At 65.2% G+C, this 25,382-nt stretch carries 23 protein-coding genes; 7 read left to right on the top strand and 16 right to left on the bottom strand.

Features of this window, described 5'->3' with window-relative positions; translation table 11 throughout:
* Positions 1-14 precede the first annotated feature (14 nt).
* From I6F20_RS17415 to I6F20_RS17405, 3 genes are read right to left on the bottom strand one after another with little or no spacing between them, the layout of a single operon-like run.
* Positions 15-1,097 (bottom strand): lipocalin-like domain-containing protein, encoded by a 1,083-nt coding sequence (locus I6F20_RS17415; protein ID WP_225127123.1) that lies wholly within the window; start codon positions 1,095-1,097, stop codon positions 15-17.
* Complete coding sequence (locus tag I6F20_RS17410; RefSeq protein WP_225127120.1) at positions 1,087-3,549, bottom strand: FtsX-like permease family protein; 2,463 nt, start codon at positions 3,547-3,549, stop codon at positions 1,087-1,089. Before I6F20_RS17410 ends, I6F20_RS17415 begins: the two co-directional genes overlap by 11 nt.
* Positions 3,546-4,199 carry an ABC transporter ATP-binding protein gene (locus I6F20_RS17405; protein WP_225127119.1) on the bottom strand — a complete coding sequence of 218 codons (654 nt, stop codon included), beginning with the start codon at positions 4,197-4,199 and terminating at the stop codon, positions 3,546-3,548. The genes I6F20_RS17410 and I6F20_RS17405 overlap by 4 nt, the downstream gene beginning before the upstream one ends.
* 143 nt (positions 4,200-4,342) lie before the next feature.
* On the opposite strand from I6F20_RS17405, the gene I6F20_RS17400 reads away from it, so the two are divergent.
* On the top strand, positions 4,343-5,668 hold the full coding sequence (locus I6F20_RS17400) for an MFS transporter (RefSeq protein WP_225127117.1): 1,326 nt from the start codon (positions 4,343-4,345) through the stop codon (positions 5,666-5,668).
* Positions 5,669-5,735: 67 nt separating this feature from the next.
* Here I6F20_RS17400 and I6F20_RS17395 read toward each other — a convergent pair whose 3' ends face one another.
* The 9 genes from I6F20_RS17395 to soxX form a co-directional block, all read right to left on the bottom strand.
* A complete protein-coding gene (locus I6F20_RS17395) occupies positions 5,736-6,941 on the bottom strand; it encodes an MFS transporter (protein WP_225127115.1) in 1,206 nt (401 codons plus the stop codon).
* 165 nt (positions 6,942-7,106) lie between these two features.
* A complete protein-coding gene (locus I6F20_RS17390) occupies positions 7,107-7,280 on the bottom strand; it encodes a hypothetical protein (protein ID WP_036014608.1) in 174 nt (57 codons plus the stop codon).
* An 87-nt stretch (positions 7,281-7,367) separates the two neighbouring features.
* Positions 7,368-8,405, bottom strand: coding sequence for an MBL fold metallo-hydrolase (locus I6F20_RS17385; protein WP_225127113.1), 1,038 nt, complete (start codon positions 8,403-8,405; stop codon positions 7,368-7,370).
* A 131-nt stretch (positions 8,406-8,536) separates the two neighbouring features.
* Positions 8,537-10,288, bottom strand: a complete 1,752-nt coding sequence (soxB, locus tag I6F20_RS17380) for a thiosulfohydrolase SoxB (RefSeq protein WP_225127112.1) — start codon at positions 10,286-10,288, stop codon at positions 8,537-8,539.
* A gap of 50 nt (positions 10,289-10,338) precedes the next feature.
* Positions 10,339-10,644, bottom strand: coding sequence for a hypothetical protein (locus I6F20_RS17375; protein WP_036014604.1), 306 nt, complete (start codon positions 10,642-10,644; stop codon positions 10,339-10,341).
* Positions 10,641-11,504 carry a sulfur oxidation c-type cytochrome SoxA gene (gene soxA, locus I6F20_RS17370; protein WP_225127111.1) on the bottom strand — a complete coding sequence of 288 codons (864 nt, stop codon included), beginning with the start codon at positions 11,502-11,504 and terminating at the stop codon, positions 10,641-10,643. Before soxA ends, I6F20_RS17375 begins: the two co-directional genes overlap by 4 nt.
* The gene (gene soxZ, locus I6F20_RS17365; RefSeq protein ID WP_225127110.1) at positions 11,504-11,815 is read right to left on the bottom strand and encodes a thiosulfate oxidation carrier complex protein SoxZ; all 312 of its coding nucleotides are present in this window, start codon (positions 11,813-11,815) and stop codon (positions 11,504-11,506) included. The genes soxA and soxZ overlap by 1 nt, the downstream gene beginning before the upstream one ends.
* A 15-nt stretch (positions 11,816-11,830) precedes the next feature.
* Positions 11,831-12,328, bottom strand: a complete 498-nt coding sequence (gene soxY, locus I6F20_RS17360; protein WP_036014597.1) for a thiosulfate oxidation carrier protein SoxY — start codon at positions 12,326-12,328, stop codon at positions 11,831-11,833.
* A 27-nt stretch (positions 12,329-12,355) separates the two neighbouring features.
* Positions 12,356-12,712, bottom strand: coding sequence for a sulfur oxidation c-type cytochrome SoxX (soxX, locus tag I6F20_RS17355; RefSeq protein ID WP_036014593.1), 357 nt, complete (start codon positions 12,710-12,712; stop codon positions 12,356-12,358).
* Between the two features lie 221 nt (positions 12,713-12,933).
* Here soxX and I6F20_RS17350 point away from each other — a divergent pair, with 221 nt between their 5' ends.
* Positions 12,934-13,608 (top strand): DUF938 domain-containing protein, encoded by a 675-nt coding sequence (locus I6F20_RS17350; RefSeq protein ID WP_036014591.1) that lies wholly within the window; start codon positions 12,934-12,936, stop codon positions 13,606-13,608.
* A gap of 117 nt (positions 13,609-13,725) precedes the next feature.
* Here the strand turns inward: I6F20_RS17350 and I6F20_RS17345 are convergent, their stop codons facing one another.
* Complete coding sequence (locus I6F20_RS17345; protein WP_225127109.1) at positions 13,726-15,792, bottom strand: prolyl oligopeptidase family serine peptidase; 2,067 nt, start codon at positions 15,790-15,792, stop codon at positions 13,726-13,728.
* A gap of 187 nt (positions 15,793-15,979) precedes the next feature.
* Here I6F20_RS17345 and I6F20_RS17340 point away from each other — a divergent pair, with 187 nt between their 5' ends.
* Positions 15,980-17,227, top strand: coding sequence for an MFS transporter (locus I6F20_RS17340; RefSeq protein ID WP_036014620.1), 1,248 nt, complete (start codon positions 15,980-15,982; stop codon positions 17,225-17,227).
* 186 nt (positions 17,228-17,413) lie between these two features.
* A complete protein-coding gene (locus I6F20_RS17335; protein ID WP_036014586.1) occupies positions 17,414-18,658 on the top strand; it encodes an MFS transporter in 1,245 nt (414 codons plus the stop codon).
* A gap of 105 nt (positions 18,659-18,763) precedes the next feature.
* On the opposite strand, the gene I6F20_RS17330 is transcribed toward I6F20_RS17335, so the two are convergent.
* Both I6F20_RS17330 and I6F20_RS17325 read right to left on the bottom strand, forming a co-directional pair.
* Positions 18,764-20,254 (bottom strand): M48 family metalloprotease, encoded by a 1,491-nt coding sequence (locus I6F20_RS17330; protein ID WP_518513059.1) that lies wholly within the window; start codon positions 20,252-20,254, stop codon positions 18,764-18,766.
* Between the two features lie 35 nt (positions 20,255-20,289).
* Positions 20,290-21,060 carry a thermonuclease family protein gene (locus I6F20_RS17325; protein WP_225127108.1) on the bottom strand — a complete coding sequence of 257 codons (771 nt, stop codon included), beginning with the start codon at positions 21,058-21,060 and terminating at the stop codon, positions 20,290-20,292.
* A 385-nt stretch (positions 21,061-21,445) separates the two neighbouring features.
* On the opposite strand from I6F20_RS17325, the gene I6F20_RS17320 reads away from it, so the two are divergent.
* From I6F20_RS17320 to I6F20_RS17310, 3 genes are all read left to right on the top strand, one after another.
* On the top strand, positions 21,446-22,651 hold the full coding sequence (locus I6F20_RS17320; RefSeq protein ID WP_128265543.1) for an ABC transporter substrate-binding protein: 1,206 nt from the start codon (positions 21,446-21,448) through the stop codon (positions 22,649-22,651).
* Between the two features lie 194 nt (positions 22,652-22,845).
* Positions 22,846-23,634 carry an enoyl-CoA hydratase gene (locus I6F20_RS17315; RefSeq protein WP_109141720.1) on the top strand — a complete coding sequence of 263 codons (789 nt, stop codon included), beginning with the start codon at positions 22,846-22,848 and terminating at the stop codon, positions 23,632-23,634.
* A gap of 2 nt (positions 23,635-23,636) precedes the next feature.
* Positions 23,637-24,383, top strand: a complete 747-nt coding sequence (locus tag I6F20_RS17310) for a VOC family protein (protein WP_192893004.1) — start codon at positions 23,637-23,639, stop codon at positions 24,381-24,383.
* A gap of 186 nt (positions 24,384-24,569) precedes the next feature.
* Here the strand turns inward: I6F20_RS17310 and I6F20_RS17305 are convergent, their stop codons facing one another.
* Positions 24,570-25,382, bottom strand: a complete 813-nt coding sequence (locus I6F20_RS17305) for an enoyl-CoA hydratase/isomerase family protein (RefSeq protein ID WP_109141718.1) — start codon at positions 25,380-25,382, stop codon at positions 24,570-24,572.

Raw genomic sequence — 25,382 nt, 5'->3', positions numbered from 1 at the left:
ATAGAAATCGCGCCTCAATAGCCGGTCAGCTCGAGATAGCCAATGCCATCATGTGTGCCGGCAAAGCTGATCGGCCCTTCCCAGTACGAGAAACCGGTCCCCATCCAGGCGTTCGGATTGAGCGGCTTGCAGAGGATCGAGAATGATCGCGCGGGGATCGCGATCTGCCATTGCACCGGCAACTTGCGTCCCGCGACCTCAGCCGTCGCCTTCGGCATCATCTGGATGTCGCTGCCTGCAATCATCTGCGTCTCGCCGGCCGCGCTGATCCAATTGCCGAACGGATAATTTCTGGCGTCCTTCTGCCGCAGCCGGTACAGCATCAGCTTGTCTCCGGATGACAGATGCAGCGACAGCCAGTCCCAGCCGGTCTGGTCGGCGTCGAGTGGCTGGCTGCTCCATTCCCGGTCCATCCAGGCCTGGCCCGAGACCTCGACCGGCTTGTCGTCGATGCTGAGCGTACCGCGCGCGCGGTAGAACGGCTGGCTGTAGTAGTACGAGGCCTGCCCACGCTCCGACTTTCGGCTGAAGCCGCGATCGCCCTGCAGCACGACCGGCCGGTCGGCCTCGAGCGTCAGTGCGTAGCTGAAATCGGCGCCAGCTGCCTTCAGCGACAGCGGCGCCAAAGCGAGGTCATCGGTGCGGTCAAAACTCTTCATCTCCCAATCGTCAATCCAGGCATCGAACGGTTTTGCCGTCACGCCGGCTTGCCCGACGCCACCCCGTGAAAACGTTTCAGAGAAGCGGTGAGTGTCGGCGCGCGTCACCGCGGCATGCGCCATCCACACCTGTTGATTGGCCCAGCCCTCGCCTTGCGGACCTGGCTGCGCCGCCTGGCGGAACAGCGTCCATTGCAGGCCGCACGCCGCGCCGCGCGCGTCGACGAGGTTTGCCGTGAGATACCACCACTCGATACGAAACTGCGGATGCGGTCCGTGATCTTCGGGGAAGGTGAATGTCTTTCCCGGCGTTACCTTTGTAAACCCATCGGCGGTCTCGGCGAGTCCGGCATAGCCCTGCGCGCCGGCGTGGCGCGGGAGGGCGAGGGCGACGATGCCGCCGGCGAAGGCGCGCCGCGTGATTGCTTCAGCGCTCATTGGCAAACACCTTGACGAGGTTCGCCGGTTGCATCCGCGCCAGCCGCACCATCGGGAGCAGCGCCGCAAGCAGCGAGGCGAAGAGCGCCACCGCGACCAGCTCCACCAGATGCAACGGAAAGACGTGGAACGGCAGCCGCCAGCCGAAAGCTTTCACGTTCACGATTGCAATCAGGCACCACGCGACCAGCAGTCCGAGCGGCACGGCCAGCAGTGCCGTGAACAGCGCGACCGAGAGCGTCTTGGTCAGCTCGATTGCGGCAAGGCGTGGCCGGGTCAGGCCGATCGCCCACAGCGGCGCAAGCTGCGGCAGTCGGGAGTTCGCCAGGGTCAGCAGGCTCGTGAGCAATGCGATTCCGGCGACGCCGAGCGTGAAGGCGTTCAGCGCCGACGTCACCGCAAAGGTGCGGTTGAAGATGCGGATCGATTCCGCCTTCACCGTCGCCTGGTCGGCGATTCTGCGGTCGTCGAGCCCGAACTGCTTCTGCAAAGCCGCAATCAGGCCGGGGATATTCTCTCTCGCGACGATCAGGCCGATCCGCGTCTGCGGCGTCTGCGGAAACTGCCGGATCAATGCGGCGACGTTCACAGTGAGCTGCCCCTTGGGGTTGCCGTAATCGGCATAGATGCCGACGATGTCGAGCTCCCAGGTCCCGCCCGGCGCCGGCACCTCGACGACGTCGCCGATCTGCACGTTCAGCCGCCGGCTCAATTGCTCGCTGATGAAGGCGGCATTGCCCGGTACCAGGCGGGTCCAGGCGCGCGGCGCGGTCTCGAGTAGCGGCCAGCGCTCGCGATAGAGCGCGTGATCGGGCAGGCCGAGCAACTCGACCGGCTGGCCCTGAACCTGCGCCTCCGCGCGCCCGCCCGAGAGGATCGCCTGAACATCGCTGCGATCCTTCAGCCAGTTCCGGATCGCGACGCCTTGCGCATTGTCGGACGCGCTGACGTAGACGTCGGCGGCGAGCCGCCCGTTGAGCCAGCCGATGAAGGTGCGGCTGAAGGTCTCCACCATGGTGGAGACCCCGACGTTGACGGCAAGCGCGAGCAAAAGCGCCATTAGCGCCAGCGACAATCCGGAGAGCTGCTGCCGGCTGTCCGCCCAGAACCACAGCACGAGCGGGCCTCGCGCGAAGCGCTGGCCTACGAGCAGGATGATGTCGAGGAAGGCCGGCAGGATCAGTGCCGCACCGAACATCAGCGCGGCCAGCACGCCGAACCCTGCGATCAGTGATTGCCCGTAGTGGAGCAGCAGCAGCGCGACGGCGAACGCGCCGCAGGCCGCACAGCTCTGCAGGATCAGCCAGCGGCGTTGCCGCTGCTGCCAGGCGCCCGGCTGCGCCGTCGCCAGCACCGGCATCCTGATCGCCTTGATCAGGCTGGTCGCCGCCGCCACAAGCGCACCCGCCACGCTGATCCCGATGCCGGCGAGCCACCATTCGGGCCGCAGGCTGAGCTGCCCAGGGATCTGCGCGCCATAGAGTCCGCGCAGCGAGGCCGCGACATCGGGCAGCAGGGCGGCTGCGATGAAATAGCCGCACGCGAGCCCGATCAGGCCTGCGACCAGCGCCAGCGCCACCAGCTCGACCACCAGCACCGTATTGACTAGCCGCGCCGAGGCGCCACAGGCCCGCAAAGTGCGCAGCATTGGCAGCCGCTGCTCGAACGCAAGGCCGACGGCCGAATTGACGATGAACAGGCCGACGAAGAACGACAGCAGGCCGAAGGCGGTGAGGTTGAGATGAAAACTGTCGGTGAGACGCTCGAGCTCCGTCTCCGCATTGGGCTCGACTCGCTCTAGCTGCTCGCCGACCACGCTCGCGAGCGGTGCGGGCTTGCCCCTCGGCTTGCCGATCAGCAGCCGCGAGACCTGGTCGGGCTTGCTCAGCAGCCGCTGTGCCACGCCGATATCGACCACGAGCACATCGGGTGCGAGCTGCGGCTGGACCCGCAGCGGCGGCAGCCTTGCGCCGCTGCTGATCGCCGGGGCCGCGCCTTCTGCTTGCTCCAAGCCCCTCAACGTCTCCCGGGCCACCAATGTCTGGCCGGGCGGAGCAACGAAGCTGCTGAGATCCGTGGCACCCAGGCGTGGCGCGTTGCCGACATCGACCGGCAGCGTGACCGGCTCGATGCCGAGCAGCCGCACCGAATGCCCGTTGATCTGGACGCGCCCCTCCAGCACCGGCGACACCGGCCAGCCGGCGCGGCGGAGCTTTATGAACAGCTCCTGCGGGAAAGTCGCCGCATTGGGAGCGACCAGCATCGCGGTGCGCACGCCGCCGAATGTCGCTGCAGCGCGGTCATAGGCATTGCGGGCCTGCTGATTGATGGCCTGCACCCCGCTCCACAGCGCGGTCGCCGCAATCAGGCCAATCAGCAGCGTCGCGAACTGCATCTTGTGGAGCCGCCAATGGCTGAGCAGCACGGCGAGAACCCAGAGCGCGCGCTTCATGAAATGCGCCCCGCATGCAACGTGAGATGACGGTCGAGCGTGGCGGCGAGATGCAGGCTGTGCGTCACCATCAGGAAGCCGCAGCCGGTGCGCGCGACGAGGTCGCGCGCCAGCGCCAGCACCTCCTCGGCGGTAGCTTCGTCGAGATTGCCGGTCGGCTCGTCCGCCAGCAGCAGCGCGGGCTTTGTCGCCAGCGCCCGGCCGATCGCGACCCGCTGCTGCTGGCCGCCTGATATCTGCTCTGGATACCGTTTGAGCAGGCTGCCGAGTCCGAGGCGCTCGACAAGCTCTTTCGTCCAGGCCGCATCATGCCGGCCGGCGATCCGCGCCTGAAAGGCGAGATTGTCCGCGACCGAGAGGCTCGGGATCAGGTTGAACTGCTGAAAAACCAGGCCGATGCGATTCCGCCGCAAGCTGGCGCGTCCGGCATCCGATAGCGTGGTGACCTCGGCGTCACCCAGCCGGATCGAGCCGCCATCGGCGGCGTCGAGGCCGGCGATCAGGTGCAGCAGCGTGCTCTTGCCGCTGCCGGATTCACCGGTCAGGGCGACGCGCTCGCCAGCCCCGAGGTCGAGGTCGACGCCGCGCAGAACGTGAACGGGATCGCCGGCCGAAGAGAAGGTCTTTGAGAGGTTTCGGATGCTCAGCACGATGATGGCGCCGGACGAATTAACGGAATTGCTGCCTAGCACACCTGATGCGGAAATGCCGGGGTTGCGTTGGCCCTGAAGCCGCTGTTAGCTTCCAAAACGGCCAAATCAAGAAAGTGCCGAAACGACATGTGGGGAGAATGATGAGCGCTCAGGAAACGCCGAATGTGGCGGCCAAGACGACCAAAACGCCAAAGGGCGCCTGGACTATTACATTTCTCCTCTTTCTCTTCATGGTGGTGAACTTCGCGGACAAGATCGTGGTCGGTCTCGCCGGTGTGCCGATCATGACCGAGATGAAGCTCAGCGCCGAGCAGTTCGGTCTGCTCGGGTCCTCGTTCTTCTTCCTGTTCTCGATCTCGGCCATCGTGGTCGGCTTCATCGTCAACAAGGTGCCGACGCGCTGGGTGTTGTTGACGCTGGCGGTGATCTGGGCGGTGTCGCAGTTCCCGATGGTAGGCACAGTCTCCTTCACCACGCTCTTGATCTGCCGCATCGTGCTGGGGGCGGGCGAAGGGCCGGCCTTCTCGGTCGCCGCGCACGCCATCTACAAATGGTTCCCCGACGAGAAGCGCACGCTGCCGACTGCAATCCTGTCACAGGGCTCGGCCTTCGGCGTCATCCTGGCGGTGCCGGCGCTGAACTGGATCATCGTCAACCATTCCTGGCATTACGCCTTCGGCGCGCTCGGGGTCGTCGGCTTGATCTGGGTCGCAGCCTGGCTCGCGCTCGGCAAGGAAGGCCCGCTGGAGGATACCGAGATCCTGGTCGCCACCGAGCCGAAGATTCCGTATGTGCAGCTGCTGACCTCGCGCACCTTCCTCGGCTGCGTGATCGCGACCTTCGGCGCTTATTGGGCGCTGTCGCTCGGCCTCACCTGGTTCACGCCCTTCATCGTCAAGGGGCTCGGCTTCTCGCAGAGCCAGGCCGGCTTCATCTCGATCCTGCCCTGGGTGTTCGGCGCTACCATCGTTCTCCTCACCGGCTGGATCTCGCAGGTGATGATGGCCCGCGGCTACACCACGCGCGTCTCGCGCGGCGTGCTCGGCTCGGTGCCGCTCATCGTCGGCGGCCTGATCCTCACCGCGATGGCGCATGTCGAGGGCGCCGGCCTGCAGATCGCGCTGCTCGTCGTCGGCTCCGGACTCTGCGGTGCGATCTACGTGGTCTGCCCGCCGATGCTCGGCGAGTTCACGCCGGCCTCGCAGCGCGGTGCAGTGCTCGCGATCTACGGCGCGCTCTACACGCTTTCTGGAATCATCGCGCCGAGCGTGATGGGCACCGTGATCCAGCGCGCCGGCAGCATGCTCGACGGCTACCTGACCGGCTTCACCATCAATGCGGTGGTCATGATCGGCTCCGGCGTCATCGGTCTGCTGCTGCTGTGGCCGAACACGGAAAAGGCCAGGCTGACGCGTGGCGCGGCGGCGCAGGGCACGGCGCTGAAGGGCGCAGTGTCGCCGACGTAAGGGCGGCGGCCCGCAGCCTCACGACTGTCGTCGTATCGAGCGTACGCCGATCCGAGATCGGCCGTCGTCAAGCTTTCGCCGGCCGGCGCTCCGTGAACGGCGACAGCACCACCGTCGCCACCATGAAGATCACGGACGCGCCGAACACCCAGTGCGGCGCGCTTTGATCCATGATCCAGCCGAACAGCAGCGGTGAGACGATGCCACCGAGGTTGAAGCCGGTAGAGGCGATGCCGAAAGCGCGCCCCGCGGCACCCGGAGGCGCGGCATTGCGCACCAGCATGTCGCGCGAAGGCGCGATCACGCCGGAGAGGAAACCTGCGGTCGCCATCGTCGCCGTCAAGGCCCAGCCCGGCAGCGTCACCAGCGCGATCAGCAGCACGATGGCCGCATTCGCGGCGAAGCAGGCCGCCGCGACATAGCCGTGGCGCTCGGTGCGGTCGGCGAGGAAGCCGCCGGCGAGTACGCCCGCGGCGCTTGCGGCGAGAAACGCCGTCAGCGCGACATTGGCGATCGAATAGGACGTGCCGTAGCCGCTCATCAGCGCCACCACGCCGAAATTGTTGATGCCGGCAACCGACAGGCTCAGCAGCATGAACAGCGCAGTCAGCGTGATCAGCGCCGGCGTGATGATGGCCTGCTTTGGCGCGCTCTCGCTGCCGGGCTTCTTCTTGTGCGCACCGGCATCGGGTATGTTCATGATGATCAGCAGCAGCGCCACCGCAATGCCGATCGCGCCCGAGGCGATCAGCGCGCCGGTGCTGCCGGACAGCGTTACGAGCGCGGCCACGATCGCCGGTGCGACGGCGCCGCCGAGAAACCCGGCAAAGGTATGGATCGAGAAGGCGCGGCCCATCCGCCCCTCGTCCATGTGCTCCGCAAGAATCGCGTAATCGGCGGGATGATAGACGCTGTTGGCAAGTCCCAGCAGCACTGCGCAGGCGATCAGCGAGGCGTAGCTGAGATGCAGACCGAGCAGGATCAGCGCGGCGCCGCCGAGCGCGAGCCCGGCCAAGAGAATGCGCCGCGCGCCAAAATGGTCGACGAGGTAGCCGGTCGGCGCCTGGGTTAACCCCGATACCACCGCGAACACGGTGAGGGCGAAGCCGAGCTCGACATAGCCGACGCCGAGCTTCTCCTTCAGGAACGGAAACAGCATCGGCAGGACCAGCAGATGGAAATGGCTGACCCAATGCGCGATCGAGATCCCCGTCAGCGTGCGCAGCGCACTGTCCGTCTTGCCTTGTTGCGGTGCGGCGAGAACGTCGACCATTGCAGTTCCGTTTCACTCCCGATGGACCGGCAAACTATCGGGGCTGGCGGTTATTTGTCCATGAACGCAGGCGCATGGCAGGTAGTGCGGGCGGGGCCGTGCGGGTCAGGTGTGCTTCACGCCGTTGTCCCCGGCGAGCGCAGGAACGACAGCGGAGCTGCATCCTCAGAACGGCTCGTCGTCCGGGCCATAGCGGTCGCGCTTCGGCGTTGCGATGTCGCCGTCTTCGTAGTCGTCGTCATCGGTCTCGCGCCGGCGCGGGGCCCTCTTCGCCTTGTCGTCCGCGGGCTTCTTCTCGGTGATCTTGGGCGGCTCGCTCGACTTGCCGGTCTTGGCCATGGCTGGTCCCGGATGGGTGATGCTGCATCCGAATCTACCTGCCAAATATGTGCGGCGCCTGATTTATCTCAAGGGGCGACGAGATCGTCAGTGCACCACCGGCCCGCCTGCCTTCTTCCAGGCATCGAGGCCGCCGGCGATATGTGCGGTGTTGAGAAGCCCCGCCTCCTTTGCAGCCGCAACGGCCATCGCCGAGCGTTCGCCGAAAGCGCAGAAGAACACCACGCGGCGGCCGCTAGCGGCCGCGACCTCGCGCAGCATGCCGCCGGGCTTCAGGCTCTCCTCGACGGAAGGGTAGGGCGTGTGCAGCGCGCCTTCGAGCATGCCGTGCTTCATCCGCTCATTGGTCTCGCGCAAGTCGACCAGCAGGATGTCGGGCCGGCCGAGGCTGCGGATCGCCTCGATCGCGCTGAGCGCGCGGCCTTCCTTCTCCAGCTCTTCCTGATGCAGGCCGACATGCATGTTGGCGGGGATCGCCACGTCCATCATCTTCGGATTGGGCAGCTTCAGATTGGCCATCAGCTCGACATATTCGTCGACCGAGCGCACCTGGAGCCGCGGATTGTAGCGTCTTTCCTCGCCGATGGTGGAGACGGTGTCGCCCTTGTAGTCGTGGGCCGGAAACACCATCGTCTCGTCCGGCAGCTTCAAGAGGCGGTTGAAGATCGAATCGTATTGCGCGCGCGCCGAGCCGTTCTGGAAATCGGTGCGGCCGGTGCCGCGGATCAGCAGCGTGTCACCGGTGAAGACGCGGTCGCCCATCAAATAAGAATAGGAATCGTCGGTGTGGCCCGGCGTGTACATCACGTCGAGCGACAGGCCCTCGATCGTCACCTTGTCGCCGTCGGCCACCCGCATGGCGACGACGTCGGCCTTGGTCTGGTCGCCCATCACGGTCATGCAATGGGTGCGATCGCGCAGCTCGCCGAGGCCGGTGACGTGGTCGGCATGCAGATGCGTGTCCACCGCCTTGACCAGCTTGAGGTCGAGCTCGCGCAGCAATTGGCAGTAGCGGTCGACCTTCTCCAGCACGGGGTCGAGAATCAGCGCCTCGCCGCCGGGGCGGCTGGCGAGGACGTAGCTGTAGGTGCCCGAAACGCTGTCGAAGAGCTGTCGGAAGATCATGGCAGAACCCGGCTTGGAACTGACTTCTAAGATTCTACTACAATACGGGTCGGAAAGAGAAGTAATTCACTGCACGAGCAGAAAAATTTAGAAGATTATTATTATGGCCGCATGATCGCGGACAAAACACATCATCCCAGTCCTGCAATGCCTGGATTGCCTTCGACGCCTTTCAGCGTCACGCCGGAGCCGAGCCGTTCGGGCATCATCCGGCCCGAGCGCAGATATTTGCCGACCACGTCCCACACCGGCGCGCCCTGCTGGCCGTTGACTGAGGCCCAGCCCGCGACCTTGTAGCGGTGGCCGGCGTTGAGCGCCTTGCCGCTGCCGAGCTTCAGCTCCGAGATGCGGCTGCCGATCGCAGCGTCCGGCGTGCAGGTGTAGCTGAGCCCGCCGGCACGGACCATGTCGCCGCCCTGCTGGTAGTAGGGATCGGCGTTGAAGAGGTTGTCGCAGACGTCCTCGAGCAGGTCCTTGATCTCCGCACCCGTCATCTCCTGCACATAGGTCTCGGGATAGGTGATCGCGGTTTCCGCCAGCAGATCCTCCATGGTCATGGCCTGGCCGGACAGCGCGGTGACGCCCCAGCGGAAGCCCGGCGACAGCGCGATTTCGGCATCGAGCTCGGTGCGCAGCGCGGTGCAGATCAGCTCGTCCATGGGGCCGGAGAAATTGCCGCGGCGATAAAGCAGCCGGTCGGGCGTCGCGATCTTTTCCGACCAGTCGGCCACGTGCGGTGCACGGACCCGGCCGATCAGCTCGGCCATCGCCGGATCGGGCTTCAGCAGCTCCGAATAGACCGGCAGCAGACGATATCTGGCATCGCTGACTTTGCCGCTGTCGAGCGCGAGATCGAGCACACCCAGAAATTTCCCGTTGGAGCCGGCATTGGTGACGAGCGTCGTACCACCTGCGTTCTTCACCGGCATGGGCTGCGGCACGGCATCATGGGAGTGGCCGCCGAGAATGACGTCGATGCCGGTGATCCGGCTGGCGAGCTTGAGATCCACGTCCATGCCGTTGTGCGACAGCAGCACGACGGCGTCGACCTTGTCGGTGCCGCGCAAGGCATCGACATGCTTCTGCAGCTCCTCCTCGCGGATGCCAAAGCTCCAGTCCGGTGTAAACCTCCTGGGATGCGCGATCGGAGTGTAGGGAAAGGCCTGGCCGACGATTGCGATGCGATACCCGCCGAGCTCCTTGATGACGGAAGGCTTGAACACGCGCCCAGTGGCCTTGTCGAAGGCGGGCGCGTCGTTGAACGCGGCCTCTTCGGTCAGGAACACGTTCTGCGCCAGGAACTCGCCCTTGAAACGCTCGAGATTGTCGCGCAGCGTCTGCTCGCCATAGGTGAATTCCCAATGGCCCGTCATCGCCTCGATGCCGAGCAGATTGGCCACCTCGACCATGTCGCGGCCCTGCATCAGGTTGGCCAGCCCCGTGCCCTGCCAGAGATCGCCGCCGTCGACGAGCAGCGAACGCCGCTCGCCGACATCGGCGCGCAGGCGATCGACCAGTGTCTTCAGATGGGCAAAGCCACCGAGCTTGCCGAAGCGGCCTGCGGACTTCTCGAACTCGAAGCAGGTGAAGGCATAGGCATCGGCGCTGTCGGAGCGGATGCCGAAGCGCTCGAGAAAGGCCCGGCCGACCAGATGCGGCGGCCGTCCCGCCATCTCGCCGATGCCGATATTGACGCTGGGCTCGCGGAAATAGACCGGATTGAGCTGCGCATGCGTGTCGGTGATGTGCAGGATGCGCGCATTGCCGAACCGTTCGAGGTCGTAGATGCTGGCGGCGTCAGCGCCGCGGGCGAGCCGCGGCAGGCCAATCGTTGCCGCGGCAAGGCCTGCACCTTTCAGGAAATCGCGGCGGCGGATCGCCATTCAAGAATTCTCCGCGCCTCTCGTGGGGACTGCGTTCACCGCGGGGCAGTCTAGCGGATTTCCATCGCCTTCCAGGCTTCTTTTTCGGAAACAGCCTGGAAGATCGACGCCCTCGCCAGCGCTTCGGCTTCCCTGGCCGCGGCCACCGCACGGCCGAAATCGCCGCCATCGGCAGCCCTTTTCGCGGCCGCCAGCGCAGATACGGTCACCGTCCACTGGTTGCGCATGCCCGCCGCCTCCTTGGAGGCGGCTTCGGCGGCCGCATAGGCCGCCTTGTAGTCCGCCTCACTCGCCGCGCGCGCGGATGGCGCAAGGCTCAAGGCGAGCAGCATGGCCAAGCCAAGTGACAGCTTCATGGCCGTGCTCCCGGTCCCGAGATCGGCAGGCCGTTGGCGACGTAGGACAGGAAATATTCGACGTCGCGATATTCATCCGACTGCGGCTCCAGTGGAACCGCGCGGGTCTGGCTGTTGCAGGTAATGAAGCGGCGGCTGGTCGTGCCCATGCCGCTCCATTCGGAGCGGTAGATCGGCATCGCGTTGAGGATGCCGAGCGCTGGGGCGAGGGTCTCGGCGCGGATGCGCTCGCCCGGGCTCTGCACGTGGCAGCTCGCGCAGGAGAAATTCATCTGGCCGCGCCGCGTGTAGAAATAGCGCTTGCCGTTCTCGTACGCCGCCAGCGCGCGGGGATCGTCGGGGATCTTGATGTCCATCAGCTTGCCGCGCGAGGTGTAGGCCATGTAGGCGGTGAGCGAGGCCATCTCGTCCTTGACGTAGGAATAGGGCGCCTCGCCATTGGCCTCGCGGCAGCGGTTGAGCGCGAGCTCCAGCGTGATGACCTTGCCTTCGCCGCTGTCGAAGTACGGATAGTTCTGGCGGATGCCGATGCCGCCGTTCGGAAAGCAGTCGGCATAGGTCTTGCCGTTCTTGAACGGGGTCGAGAACATCTCCTTGCCGGCCTCGAGCGCGAACTCGTAAGGAGGGAATTCCTCCTTCTCCTGCCACTGCCGCTTCATGTCCTCGTTCATGGAATACGGACCGTTGACGAAATCCTCGTGCTTCACGTTCGGAAATTTCTGGAAGAAGAAGTTCTGGAACGCCTTGGCGTCGGCGACGGGATCGACCTTGTCGGCAGCGATCACGCGCGGCGCGGCGAGCGCGAACGCGACGAGCGCAGCGCTGAGTGAGCCCAGCAGGAGGTGGATGCGGGCCTTCATCACGCGATCTTCGCGGTGGTCGTATCCGAGCCGCCCTTGTTGTCGGTCCAGGAGATCTTGAGCTCGTCGCCCTTCTTGGCGCCCTTGAAGCTGAACTTGACGTAGGGGTCCTTGGAGACCGCTGTGCCCCAATCGGCGACGAACACGTCCTTGCCGTTACATTCGAACTTCAGCTGCTGGATGAAATGCGCCGGGATCAACTCGCCCTTGGAGTCCTTGACGAGGCCGGTGTCCATGGGGTGCTGGATCAGCGTCTGCACCTCGGTGATGTCGCCGGTCGATGTTGCGCGCACGCGAACGCTGGATGCCATGTCGAACTGCCTCGCTTAGCCGCCGCAACCGCCGACGGTGACCTTGACCTCCTTGGTCGCGCTGTAGAGCTTGCCGTCGGCCTCTACGATCGCGGTCAATTTGGTGGTCCTGGCCATCTTGAGCCGGTTGGCGACGGCAGGGATCGTGCCATCGGGAATCCTGTAGCTGGCCGCCAGCGCGCTCGGGTTCTCCGCCACGAAGAACGAGATCGAGGTGACCTTGTCCAGCGTCGTCGTCACCGAGATCGGCACGACGCCGCCGTTCTCGGCGATCTCCGGCGCATCCAGCTTGACCTTGTCCGACGGCTCGGCGGCCTTGCCGTAGAGCGCCTTGATCGCATCCGCCTCGCTCTTCTGCCTGAAGGCCTCTTCCGGATATTTGTCGTTCGCCGCGGCGCGCGCGGGCGCGAACGGCAGATTGCCGAGGCCGAGCAGCGCCACGGAGGCAGCGCCCTGAAGGATCAGGCGCCGCGTCGGATGAGGCCTCCAATGAGGCTTGGGGGTCGTGGTCATCTCAAGTCTCCTAGGGGCCGCCGGCGGTTACAGGGTCTGCAGGAAATCAACAATCGCGTTGATCTCCTGCTCGGTCAAAATCCGGTTCCGGCCGAACGGCGGCATCATGGTTTGCGGATTGCGCTTGGTCTCGTCGAAGATGATCGCGGTGAGCTCGTTGCGATCGGGGTATTTGGCCTTGATGTCCTTCAGCTCCGGTCCGATCGTCCCCGGCAGGTCGCCGCCTTTGATGACGTGGCAGGTGAGGCAATTGCCCTTGCCGCGGTCGAAGGCGAGCTTCTGGCCCTCCGTCACGGTGGATTGCGCCCCCGCCGGGGCCATTGCCGCGCCGGCGAGGAGGGCCAGCGCAGCAAGCAGAGCGGGCTTGCGAGGAAAGGCGGTCAAGGCATCGTCCCGGCGTTATCTCGATGATCTCGTTTGCGGAATTGTTCAAAAGCACAAAGGCCATCGCCTGACAATCAAGACTATGCACGCGGTGAAATGGAGTTAATATCCTGCGCATTGCAACTGACGAGATAGTTCGTTCATTCGGATGGGCGTGAACTAGTAGATTATTCTCGGACGTTTGGCCGCCTTTTCTGGTTCGCATTTTTTGGGGACGTCACTTGGCTGAATATGTGGTCGAATTTGGCAGGGATGGCGGACGGGTCGAGCCGGATGGCCGGCTCGATGCGCCTGCCTTCCATCGCAATCACGAACCGATCTGGGCAGCGCTGGAAAAGCATCTCGCGGATGCGACCGGCAACGTCGTGGAACTCGGCAGTGGAACCGGGCAGCACGTGGTGCATTTCGCCCGCCACACGCCGGGCCTGATCTGGTGGCCGAGCGATCTCAACCAGCGCCACCTCAAGAGCATCGAAGCCTGGCGCGTGCATGCCGGCCTGCCGAACATCCGTTCACCCCTGCGCATCGACCTCACCGATCCCGACTGGTGCCCGGAAATGAAAAGCGGGCAGGGGCCGACCAGCCTCGCGGCCGTGTTCTGCGCCAATGTCATTCACATCGCGCCCTGGGCCGTGGCCGAAGGCCTGTTCGCCGGCGCGGGCCGTTATCTGCGCCGCGACGGCAAGCTGTTCCTCTACGGCCCCTTCAAGCGCGACGGCAAGCATACCGCGCTCAGCAATGCGGTGTTCGACACCTCCTTGCGCGAGGGCAATCCCGAATGGGGCGTGCGCGACGTCGTCGACGTCGAGAAGCTGGCGAAGGCGGCAGGCCTCGGCCTCGTCGACACGATCGAGATGCCCGCGAACAATCTGACGCTGGTGTTTGCAAGAGGCTAGGAGGTCGTCATGCCCGGGCTTGTCCCGGGCATCCACGTTCTTCGGGCGGTAAGGCAAGGCGTGGATGGCGGGGCCAAGCCCGGCCATGACGATGTGGAGACGTCAGCGCACCCAACTCTAGCCTTCATCCCGCCACCCGATCTTCTCCTTCAAGAACCGATAGCCCAGCACCTCGAAACCGGCGCGCTCCTTGTTGTCCTTGCCGTAGCCGTGGCCGCCTGCGGGCGGCTCGTAGAACCAGGCCTCATAGCCCATGGCCTGCAGCTTTGCCGCCATCTTGCGGGCATGGCCGGGATGGACGCGGTCGTCGCGCCGCGTCGTTGCAATCAGGATCGGCGGATAGGACCGGCCGGCTTTCACATTGTGATAGGCCGAGTATGTCTGCAGCCATTCCCATTCCTCCGGCTTGTCGGGATCGCCATATTCCGCGATCCAGCTCGCGCCGGCGAGCAGCTTGGTGTAGCGGCGCATGTCGATCAGCGGGATGGTACAGAACAATGCGCCGAAACGCTCGGGATAGCGCACCAGCATGTTGGTGATGAGGATGCCGCCGTTCGATCCGCCCTGCGCGGCGATGCGTTTTGCGCTCGTCACACCGCGGCGGACGAGATCGGCCGCGACCGCGGCGAAATCGTCGTGTGAAAGCTTCTTGCCGGCAAGCCGTCCGGCATCGTGCCAGCGCGTGCCGAACTCGCCGCCGCCGCGCAGATTCGCCTGCACAATCGTGCCGCCGCGCTCCAGCCACAACTTGCCGAGCGAGGAATTGTAGTACGGCTTCACCGAGTGACCAAAGCCGCCATAGGCGCTCAGATAGACCGGCGCATCGCCGGTCTCGCCGGCAGGGCCCGTCTGCACATAGGGGATACGCTCGCCGTCAACGGAGATCGCCTCGTGCTGCGTCACCACGAGGCCATCGGCGGTGAACGTCTTCGGCGCCTGCTTCAGCACGATCGGGCTTGCGACGCCGCGCTCGATCAGCAGCAGCGCCGGCGGCGTCAGCGGGTCCTGCACATTGGCGAGCAGATCGCCATTGCTCTCCGATGCATGGCGGTCGAGCGGCCAGACATCGACGACGCCGATCTGCGGCAGGCCGCCAAGTGTCTCGCGGCTCCAGCTAGTGGCAGACGGTGTGCAGATCTCGAAGCGAGGTTTGAGCTCGTCGAGAATCGACATCACCAGCTTTCCTTCCGCCCAGAACAACCCTTGCAGCGCGCGCCGCGGTGCGGGCTCGAACAGGACGACAAAACCGCGGCTGCCGGCGAGGAAGGCCGAGAGCGAGATGCCGAGCACGGTGTCGGTGGCATAGGTCCGGCCATCGACCTGCCAGTCCTTGCGTAGCTTCATCGCGAACCAGTCGCCATGCGCCTGCATCCAAATCCCGGTCGGCAGATCGAGCTTCGTCGTCGTGCCGGCCGCATCGCGCAGCCAGATGGCGTGGTTGAAGAAGTCGATCTGGTCGACGATCCAGACCCGGGGCGCCGCTCCGGTGTCGTCGGCCATGCCATAGATCACCATGTGATCGGCGGTGGTCTCGATGACCATCTGTGCCTGATCGACCGGTTGGCCGCGCCGCCACAGGCGGACGGTGCGCGCATAGCCCGAGCTCGTCGCCATGTCCTCGCCATGCGCGCTTGACAGCAGCAGCGTGTCGGCATCGAGCCAGTCGACGCCGCCTTTCGCTTCCGGCAGCGCAAAGCCGTTCGCCACGAAACTTTTCGTGGCGAGGTCGAATTCCCGCAAGGTGACGGCATCGCTGCCGCCGCGCGACAGGCTCAAGATCGCCCGCGAGCTTCCCGGCATCGTGGCGATACCGCTAAGCAACCAGTCCTCGTCTTCGCTTCTCGCGAGCTGGTCGATGTCCAGCATGGTCTCCCATGCCGGATCGGCTTTGCGAAATTCCGCAAGCGAAGTCCGCCGCCACAGGCCGCGCGGGTTGGCGGTGTCTTTCCAGAGATTGTGCAGGTCGTTGCCGCGCCGGCTGACATAGGGAATGTTGTCAGGTCGGTCATAGATCGCCGCGAGGATGTCGCGATCGTGCTCGAAGGCCTTGCCGCCGAACGCGGCGAGCGTCAGGCTGTTCTGCCGCTCTACAAAATCGAGCGCCTGCCGGCCCTCGATCTCCTCCAGCCACAGCCAGGGATCGTCGTCGGGCGCTTGAAGCGTGGGCCTGTCGTCGACGGACATGAAGGTAACTCCCGGAAGATCGCGGCGGATAGGATTTGATCGAGCGCAAGCCGTCAAGGGTGCGCAGCGTTATCATTCCAGCGATTGCGTCAGGGGCATGGCCCGCGCCCGTTTGCGCCGGTTGCCGGCCCTCTCTCACCCCTCCATAGTGCCGCGAATCAACAGAGCCCTTTGGGCGGAAATGCCGATGCTGGACGTGACTGCAGCCCATGAGATCGCCGACGATGCCCGCGCGCGCGCCAACGTGGTGCGCCTCGCCGCCGCGCAGGCGCTGACCGGCGCCAACTCGGCCGTGATCTTCGCCACCGGAGCGATCGTCGGCGCCACGCTCGCGCCCGACATGTCGTTCGCGACCGTGCCGATATCGATGTATGTGGTCGGGCTCGCCGCCGGGACGCTGCCGACCGGCGCGATCTCGCGCCGCTTCGGCCGCCGCGCCGCCTTCGTCATCGGCACGGGTCTCGGCACGCTCACCGGCCTGCTCGGCTCGCTCGCAATTCTGCGCGGCTCGTTCGCGCTGTTCTGCTTTGCTACCTTCCTCGGCGGTCTCTACGGCGCGGTGGCGCAATCCTATCGCTTCGCCGCCGCGGATGGCGCCAGTGCGGCCTACCGGCCGAAGGCCGTGTCCTGGGTGATGGCGGGCGGCGTGTTCGCCGGCGTGCTCGGTCCGCAGCTCGTGCAATGGACCATGGATGTCTGGCAGCCTTATCTGTTCGCCTTCAGCTTCCTGGTGCAGGCCGCCGTCGCGCTGATCGCGATGGGCATCGTCGCCGGCGTCGATATGCCGAAGCCCGCGCCGGCCGATCTGCACGGCGGCCGGCCGCTGCTCACGATCGTGTCCCAGCCGCGCTTCATCGCGGCAGCGCTGTGCGGCGTCATCTCCTATCCCATGATGAACCTGGTCATGACCTCGGCGCCGCTTGCGATGAAGCTGTGCGGCCTGTCCGTGTCCGATTCCAATTTCGGCCTGCAATGGCACATCGTTGCGATGTACGGGCCGAGCTTCTTCACGGGCACGCTGATCGCGCGCTTCGGCGCTCCGAAGATCGTCGCCGCCGGCCTGCTGCTGGAAGCGGGCGCCGCCATCATCGGTCTCTCCGGCCTTACGGCGATGCATTTCTGGGCGACGCTGATCGTGCTCGGCGTAGGCTGGAATTTCTCCTTCATCGGCGCCTCCGCGCTGGTGCTGGAGACGCATCGCCCGCAGGAGCGCAACAAGGTGCAGGCCTTCAACGATTTCCTGGTGTTCGGCATGATGGCGATCGGCTCGTTCTCATCGGGCCAGCTGCTCGCCAATTACGGCTGGTCCGCGGTGAACCTCGTGGTGTTCCCGCCGGTGGTGCTGGGCCTTGCGGTGCTCTCGCTGGTCTCCTGGGCGAAGCGCCGCAAGGCGCGGCTGGAGGCGGCCATGGGCGAATTCCCCGATGCCGTGTGAGTGGCGGGAGGGTGTCAGCAGCGTTGACACTTCGATCCAGGTCGAAGTGATTTTCTGAGGAAGGTTATTTAGATGTCGTCATGGCCGGGCTTGTCCCGGCCATCCACGTCTTTGCGAGGTCGGAAGAAGAACGTGGATGCCCGGAACAAGTCCGGGCATGACGGAGCAGAACAAACGGCAGATGAAATGCTCGACAATCCTCAGACCCCAGCGGCCCACGAATCCTCGCTCCGCTATGAAGGCTGGCGCATCGTCGCGGTCTGCTTCCTGCTCGCCACCTTCGGCTGGGGGCTCGGCTTCTACGGCCAGAGCGTCTATGTCGCCGAGCTGCAGCGCGCACGGGGCTGGCCGGCCTCGCTGATCTCCTCCGGCACCACGTTCTTCTATTTGTTCGGCGCGCTGCTGGTCGTCTTCGTCGGCGAGGCCGTGCGGAAATACGGTCCACGGCTCAGCCTGATCGCCGGGACGCTGGCGATGGCGTCCGCCGCGGTCGCGATCGGCGCGGTGCGCGAGCCCTGGCAGCTCTATCTCGCCAATGCCGTGCTCGCCTTCGGCTGGGCCGGCACCAGTCTCGGCATGATCACCAACACGATCAGCCTGTGGTTCGACCAGAAGCGCGGCATGGCGATCAGTCTCGCGCTCAACGGCGCCAGCTTCGGCGGCATCGCCGGCGTGCCGCTGCTGGTAGCATTGATCGGCCATATCGGCTTCGCCGGTGCGATGTACGCCGCCGCCGGCGCCATGCTGATCCTGCTCGTGCCGGTCATCCTCCTTCTCGTCGGCCGCCCGCCCGATCGCCACGGGTGGCAGGCGGCGGCGAAGGCGAAGCCGCAATCATCGACTGAGATCCGCGCCTGGGCGCTGCGGGACGCCGGCTTCCTCACGGTGACGATCGCCTTCGCCCTGGTGCTGTTCGCCCAGGTCGGCTTCATCGTGCATCTGATCTCGTTCCTCGATCCCGTGATCGGACGCGAGCGCGCCGCCGTGGCCGTCGCGGTGCTCACCGCGATGGCGGTGGTCGGTCGCGTGCTGTTCTCGCTGGTGATCGACCGCATCAATCAGCGCCTCGCGTCCGCGCTGTCGTTCCTCAGCCAGGCCGCCGCGCTTCTCGTCGTCGTCAACCTGCACAACGATTACGTGCTGATCGCGGCCTGCGCCGTGTTCGGCTTTTCGGTCGGCAACCTCATCACGCTGCCCTCGCTCATCGTGCAGCAGGAGTTCGACTCTGCCGCCTTCGGCGTGCTGATCAGCCTCAACACGGCGATCAACCAGGTGACCTACGCGTTCGGTCCCGGCGTGGTCGGTTTCCTGCGCGATCTCTCCGGCGGCTATACGCTGCCCTTCTATCTCTGCATCGTGCTGGAGGTGATGGCGGCGGCGCTGATCATGGTGCGGGGGAGGCCGCGTCTCTCTGGGATGACATCCGCTTAGCGCGGCGTCGGAGCATGGTCCGGAAAAGTGTGTAGCGGTTTTCCGAAAAGATCATGCTCAAAAGAATAACCTAAAGCGCGATGACGATCCCAATCGCATCGCGCTTTAGTCCGCCACGATCTTGACGCGGTCGCGCACCTTCACCTGCGCGGTGCGATCGAGGCCGTTCAGTACGCGGAAGCGCTCGGCGGGATGGTCGACGCCGGCCATGCGGTGGGAGAGCGACTCCACGGTATCGCCGGGCTGCACAGTGATGACCTTGATGCGCAGCGGGCGCGCGGCCTGGATTTCCTCCAGCGTCAGCCGGCGGAACGAGTTGACGGTCTCGCGCGCATTCCGCTCGCTCTCGGTCGATTTCTGCCGTGCCGCGAAGATGAAGCGATAGACGTCGCTGCCGAAGCGCAGCGCATAGACCTTGAACTGCCATTGGTCGCCCTTGGCGGTGGCGGACGCCGCTGGAAAACCGTTGACGGTGAGATCCTCGGTCGAAGCCTTCTCGACGCCTTCCATCCAGCCGGAATTGAGGTAGTCGCCGAGCGACTGTTCGGCCGGCACGCGCACGACGTCGAAGCGCATCGCCTGCGCGCCGCCCTCGCGGACGCCGATCACGGCCTGCGCGGTGTTGTCGAGCGTGAAATTGTCCGGCGCCTGGAAGGTGAAGCCGAGCTTCGGATGCAGGAAGCGCCGGCCGCGGACAAAACCTTCGCTCGGGTCTTCGCCATAGACGAGGTTGTCGATCGCGGCGAGATAGCTTTCGCGATCGCGCTCGGCGCCTTCAGGCGCGGTGTATTGGCGGGCAATGTTCTGCGCGTTCTGGACGCGTTCCGGAGTTGCCGGATGCGACGAGGTGAAGTCCTGCGCGCGCGGATCGAGCGAGCTCTTGCCGGCCTTCAGCTCGGCATTTCGCTCCATCGCGGACAGGAAGCGCGCCGCGCCGTACGGGTCGAAATGCGCCTTGGCGGAGATGCCGACGCCGATGCCGTCGGCCTCGAACTCCTGCTTGCGCGAGAAGCTCGCCATGGTGAGCTTGGTCTTGGCCAGCGCCAGCGCGGTGAGGTCGGGATCGTTGCTCATGTCGGTGACAACGCGGGTGACGATAGCGGCCTGGCGGGCCTGGTCCTCGCGCATCGCCGCGTGCTTGGACAGCACATGCGCCATCTCGTGGCTGAGCACGGAGGACAATTCGGAGGTGTCGCTGGCGAGCGCGAGCAGGCCGCGCGTGACATAGAGCTGGCCGTTGGGCAGCGCGAAGGCGTTCACCGCCCCGGAATTGAGGATGGTGACCTTGTAGCCCTGGTCGGGCCGCTCGGAGGCCGCGACCAGCCGGTCGACGGTCTTGCTGACGAGCGCCTCGAGCTTGGGATCGTCATAGGTCCCGCCATAGGTCGCCAGGATGCGCTCGTGCTCCTTCTCGGTGGCCGGGGTTTGGGCGACGGCGGGCTTCGGCTTCGGCATCGCGACGGCTGCCGGGGTCGCCGCAGTCTGGAACCGGCCCATATCGCCGCAGCCAGCGAGAAGTCCGCCCAGCGCAAGGCAAAGCGCGGCCGGCGCAGCCCGCAGGCGGCGGCAATCGCCCAGTCCGTGCCGTTCTAGCACCCCATTCACGTCGTTTAACCCGTGCCCGGCCTGTCTTAAGGCCTTACCCCTGTCGGCTCGTTTGCGCCCAGCAACTCGATCTGCCCCACGAGGCGTACATCGATGCGTGGCCCCGTATTCCCCTCAACCCAGCCCCGAACGCGAATACGCCGATTCTCCAGGGACTTAAGGGCCATACCAGCGCTTTCGAACGCCGCTAGCGTGCGCTTTGAAATAGTCACGGCAAAGCCGCGTGTCCAGTTTCGTCCGAAGTTGAGGTAGGTCGTTGCCCCAGCTTGCCGGACCGACAGGACTTTGCCTTCGACCACCGTAAAGCGCCCGATCTCCGCCAAAATATCGTCCGGACTTTCCGCGTTTTTTATGGCCGACGGGTCAGCCCAGCTGCCCATTTTTTGGCGCCGCGCCGCAGCTTCGGACGCCATCAGGGCGGCCGCGCAGTCCTTGTCCAGGATCTCGGCGGAGGTGATGGCATCGCCCCGAGCGAGCAGCATGGCCTGCACCGAGATGTCGCCTTCGCCGATGAAGACAAGCGCACTCTGGCGGCCGTAGCGATCAGGCGTGTCGTCAGCGCTCCGCAGCATCACGTCGTGGCCGGCGAGCAGCGAGGTCAGCGCCTGCTTCGTGGTCGCGGTCGGCGCGATGCCGCTGAGGCGGATCTCGCGCCCGTCATCGAGCCGCACGCTGCGCGCATCGACGATGGCAGCGACGCGGCCTTCGCCTTGGGACTCGAACTGGCAGGGGCCCGCGAATGCCGAGCTACTTGCGACGAGAAGACATGCGACGATGAAGCGAAGCCGTTGCGTCACGTGATCCGGAGAGGTTGCATTGCGGCCGGACTTTAACTCATGCGTGGTGAGACGCGAAGGGGCTTTCTCACACCCTTCATTGCGAGGAGCTCTTCGCGACGAAGCAATCCAGACTGTTTCCGCGGACGCATTTCTGGATTGCTTCGCGGAGCCTGTCATCGGGCCGCGCTTCGCGCGGACCCGTTGGCTCGCAATGACAATGCGGGGACAGCTTCCGTCCTCTCGGCATTCCGCTTTGCGGAAAGCGCGCATTGATCATTCATCTGCATCGCACCTGCGCTTGCTGCGCTCTTGCGCATGCGGCATGATTGCGGCAACAGCGAATAGCCAAGAGCAATAACCAAGCCGCCATCAGAGCACGGCGCGATAAGGGAGGTCGTTTTCGATGAAGACTATTTTGTCCGGCATTTTTGCCGCCGCGTTTGCCCTCAATGCGAGCGCCGCACAGGCTCAGGACAAGCCGCCGCTGAAGATCGGCGGCATCCTCGACATGTCGAGCCTTTATGCAGATATCACCGGCTCCGGCAGCGAGACTGCGGCGAAGATGGCGGTCGAGGATTTCGGCGGCGAGGTGCTGGGACGCAAGATCCAGGTGCTGGCGGCCGACCATCTCAACAAGGCCGATCTCTCCGCCAACATTGCCCGCGACATGCTCGACAATCAGGGTGTCGAGATGATCTACGACGTCGCGGCCTCCGCGACCGCGCTTGCCGCCGGCGAGATCGCGAAAGCGCGCAACAAGATCATCATGTTCAACGGGCCGGGCTCGATCCGTCTCAGCAACGAGGCCTGCGGTCCCTACACCATCCACTACGTGTTCGACACCTACGGCCAGGCCAACGTAACCGGTCTCGCGGCGGTGAAGTCTGGTCTCGACAGCTGGTTCTTCCTCACCGCCGACTACGCCTTCGGCCAGGATCTGGAGAAGGACACCAGCGCGGTCGTGACCAAGACCGGCGGCAAGGTGCTTGGCAGCGTCCGCCATCCGCTCAACACGTCGGATTTCTCGTCCTTCCTGCTCCAGGCCCAGGCCACCAAGGCCAAGGTGATCGGGCTCGCGAATGCCGGCGGCGACACCATCAACGCCATCAAGCAGGCGGCAGAGTTCGGCATCACCAAGGGCGGCCAGAAAGTCTCGCCGCTGCTCGCCTTCGTCACCGATATCGACTCGATCGGGCTCGAGACCGCGCAGGGGCTGCTGCTCGCGGAAGCTTTCTACTGGGACCTCAACGACGACACGCGAGCATTCTCGAAGCGCTTCATGGAGCGCACCAAGCGCGTGCCGACCTCGGCACAAGCCGGCGTCTATTCCTCCGTCACCCATTATCTGAAGGCTGTGAAGGCAGCCGGCACGACCGACGCGGCGGCGGTGATCAAGCTGATGAAGGAGACGCCGATCAACGACTTCTTCGCCAAGAACGGCAAGATCCGCGAGGACGGCCGCATGATCCACGACATGTACCTGTTCGAGGTGAAGAAGCCGTCGGAGTCCAAGGGCCGCTGGGACGATTACAAGCTGCTCGCCACCGTCCCCGGCAACGAGGCGTTCCAGTCATTGGAGCTGTCGCGCTGCCCGCTGGTGAAGAAGTGACGGTGTGACGTAAGTCACGCCGTCATCCCGGGGCGCGCCAAACAATAGGTCGTCATCCCGGGGCTCGCGAAAGCGAGAGCCCGGGATCCATTGGGCGGCATTGACGGTTGAGAGATGGATTCCGGGTTCGCGACTTCGTCGCGCCCCGGAATGACAAAGTGAGAGAGTGGCACCACAGAATGAGGCCAACATCCATGAACGACATGGTCCTGCAAAAGCTCGAAGGCGGGCTGCTCACCATCACGATGAACCGGCCGGAGCGGAAGAACGCGCTCAATCCCGAGATGGTCGCCGGGCTGGTCGAGGCGGCACGGCGCGCGGCTGATGATCCCGAGGTGCGGGCGGTGCTGTTCAAGGGCGCCGGCGGCTCGTTCTGCGTCGGCGGCGACGTCAAGTCGATGGCGCAGGGGCGCGCGCCGCTGCCGTTCGAGCAGAAGCTCGCAAATCTGCGCCGCGGCATGGAGGTCTCGCGCATCCTGCATCAGATGCCAAAGCCCGTGGTGGCCCAGCTCGATGGCGCGGCGGCCGGCGCCGGCCTGTCCATGGCGCTGTCCTGCGACCTGCGCATCGCCTCCGAATCCTGCAAGATCACCACTGCTTTTGCCAAGGTCGGATTCTCCGGTGATTACGGCGGCACCTATTTCCTGACTCAGCTGCTCGGCAGCGCGCGGGCGCGCGAGCTCTATCTGATGTCGCCGGTGCTCACCGCGAAGGAGGCACATGCGATCGGCATGGTGACGAAGGTCGTGCCCGACGCCGAGATCGACGCGGCCGCGCACGAGCTCGCGCTGTCGCTGGCGCAAGGGCCGTCGATCGCGCTCGGCTTCATCAAGCGCAACATCAACAACGCCGAGCACCTGGCGCTGGAGGATTGCTTCGACGGTGAGGCGATCCATCACACCCGTTGCGGCGACACCGAGGATCACAAGGAGGCGGCCAAGGCCTTCGTCGAGAAGCGCAAGCCGACCTTTAGGGGCGCATGACCATGGCGCCCTATATCCGGCTGCGTCAGATCTGCCTGGTCGCGCCGCAGCTCGAGCCCGTCATCACGGATATCGGTCGGATCATGGGCCTCGCCGTCTGCTATCGCGACGGCAATGTCGCCAAATACGGCCTCGAGAACGCGCTGCTCCCGGTCGACACGATCCTGCTGGAGGTGGTCGCGCCGTTCAAGGACGGCACCACGGCCGGTCGCTTCATCGAGAAGACCGGCGGCCGCGGCGGTTACATGGCGATCTTCTGCTGCGACGACCCGGACGAGCGCGGCCGCAACGCCAATGCGCTCGGCGTGCGCACCGCCAATGTCATCGACCACGCGCCGTATCACGGCGTCCAGCTCCACCCCCGCGACTGCCGCGCCGCCTTCATCGAGTTCAATCACACCGAAGGCAGCGACGACATCCTCGGGCCGTATCCTCCGGCGGGACCGGACTGGCAGAAATTCATCCGCAAGGATGTGACCGAGGCGCTGACGGCGGTGGAGATGCAGAGCCCGGATCCCGCGGGGCTCGCCGAGCATTGGGGCAAGATCATCGGCGTCCCGCCTGAAGGCACCGAACTGAGGCTGCCCAACGCGACCTTCCGCTTCGTTAAGGGCGCCAGCGAGATCATGAGTGCGCTGGAGTTTCGGGTGGCTGACGTGGCGCAGGTGCTGCATACAGCCAAGGCAAAAGGGCTCGCGGTTGCGGGCAACGAGTTTCTGCTGGGCGGAGTGAAGTTCCGCGTGAGTTGAGCGGGCAAACCCTCTCCCCCTGTGGGAGAGGGTGGCTCGCCGCGAGCGGCGAAACGGGTGAGGGGTCTCTCTCCGCGAGCGAATCACTTGCGTTTGAATGCGCTGAAGCAGCCCCTCATCCGGCGCTTCGCGCCACCTTCTCCCACAAGGGGAGAAGGAAGAAAGAAGCGATCGCTTTGTAATAAACTACCTTCCCTTGAAATTCGCCACCCGCCGCTCTTCCGTGGCCTTCACGCCTTCCTTGAAATCGTCCGTCGCGCGCAGCCGCGTCTGCTCGGCGAGCTCGTGGTTGGTCGCGGCCATCACGCGGTCGGCAAGGCCATTGCGCATCGTGGCGCGGGTGGAGAGCAGGCCGAGCGGGGAGCATTCGGCGATCTCGCCGGCGAGCTTCATCGCGGCCACCTTGACCTGGTCCTGCGGCACCAGCTCGTTGGCGAGGCCCCATTTGTAGGCTTCCTCGCCCGTGACGCGGCGGCTGGTATAGAACATCAGTTCGGCGTTGTTCTTGCCGATCAGCTCCGGCAGCGTCACGGTCAGGCCGAAGCCGGGGTGGAAGCCGAGCTTGGTGAAGTTTGCGGAGAAGCGCGCTTCGGGACAGGTGACGCGGAAATCGGCCGACACGGCAAGCCCGAGTCCGCCACCGATGGCCGCGCCCTGCACGGCGGCAACGATCGGCTTCTTGGCGCGGAAGATGCGCACGGCCTGGATGTAGAGATGATTGATCGGGCCGAGACTGTCGGCCGGATCGCCCTTTTTCTCGGCCTCGCGCGCCTCCTGGGCCTGCCGCGCCGGATCGCCGAAATTGGCGCCGGCGCAGAACGCCTTGCCCTGCGCGGAGAGCACGGAGGCACGGATCTCGATGTCGCGGTCGAACTCGTCGAGCGCGTCCGCGATCTGGTTGATCAGCGAGATATCGAAGAAGTTGAGCGGCGGACGGCGGATCTCGATGGTGCCGACATGCCCGACCTTCTCGACGCCGATATCTTGATAGGTGCTCAT

Source organism: Bradyrhizobium sp. IC3123, from assembly GCF_020193625.1.
GTDB classification, from domain to species: Bacteria; Pseudomonadota; Alphaproteobacteria; order Rhizobiales; family Xanthobacteraceae; genus Bradyrhizobium; species Bradyrhizobium yuanmingense.
Note: the sequence above shows the minus strand (reverse complement) of the source record. Positions and strands in the feature narration are given on the sequence as shown.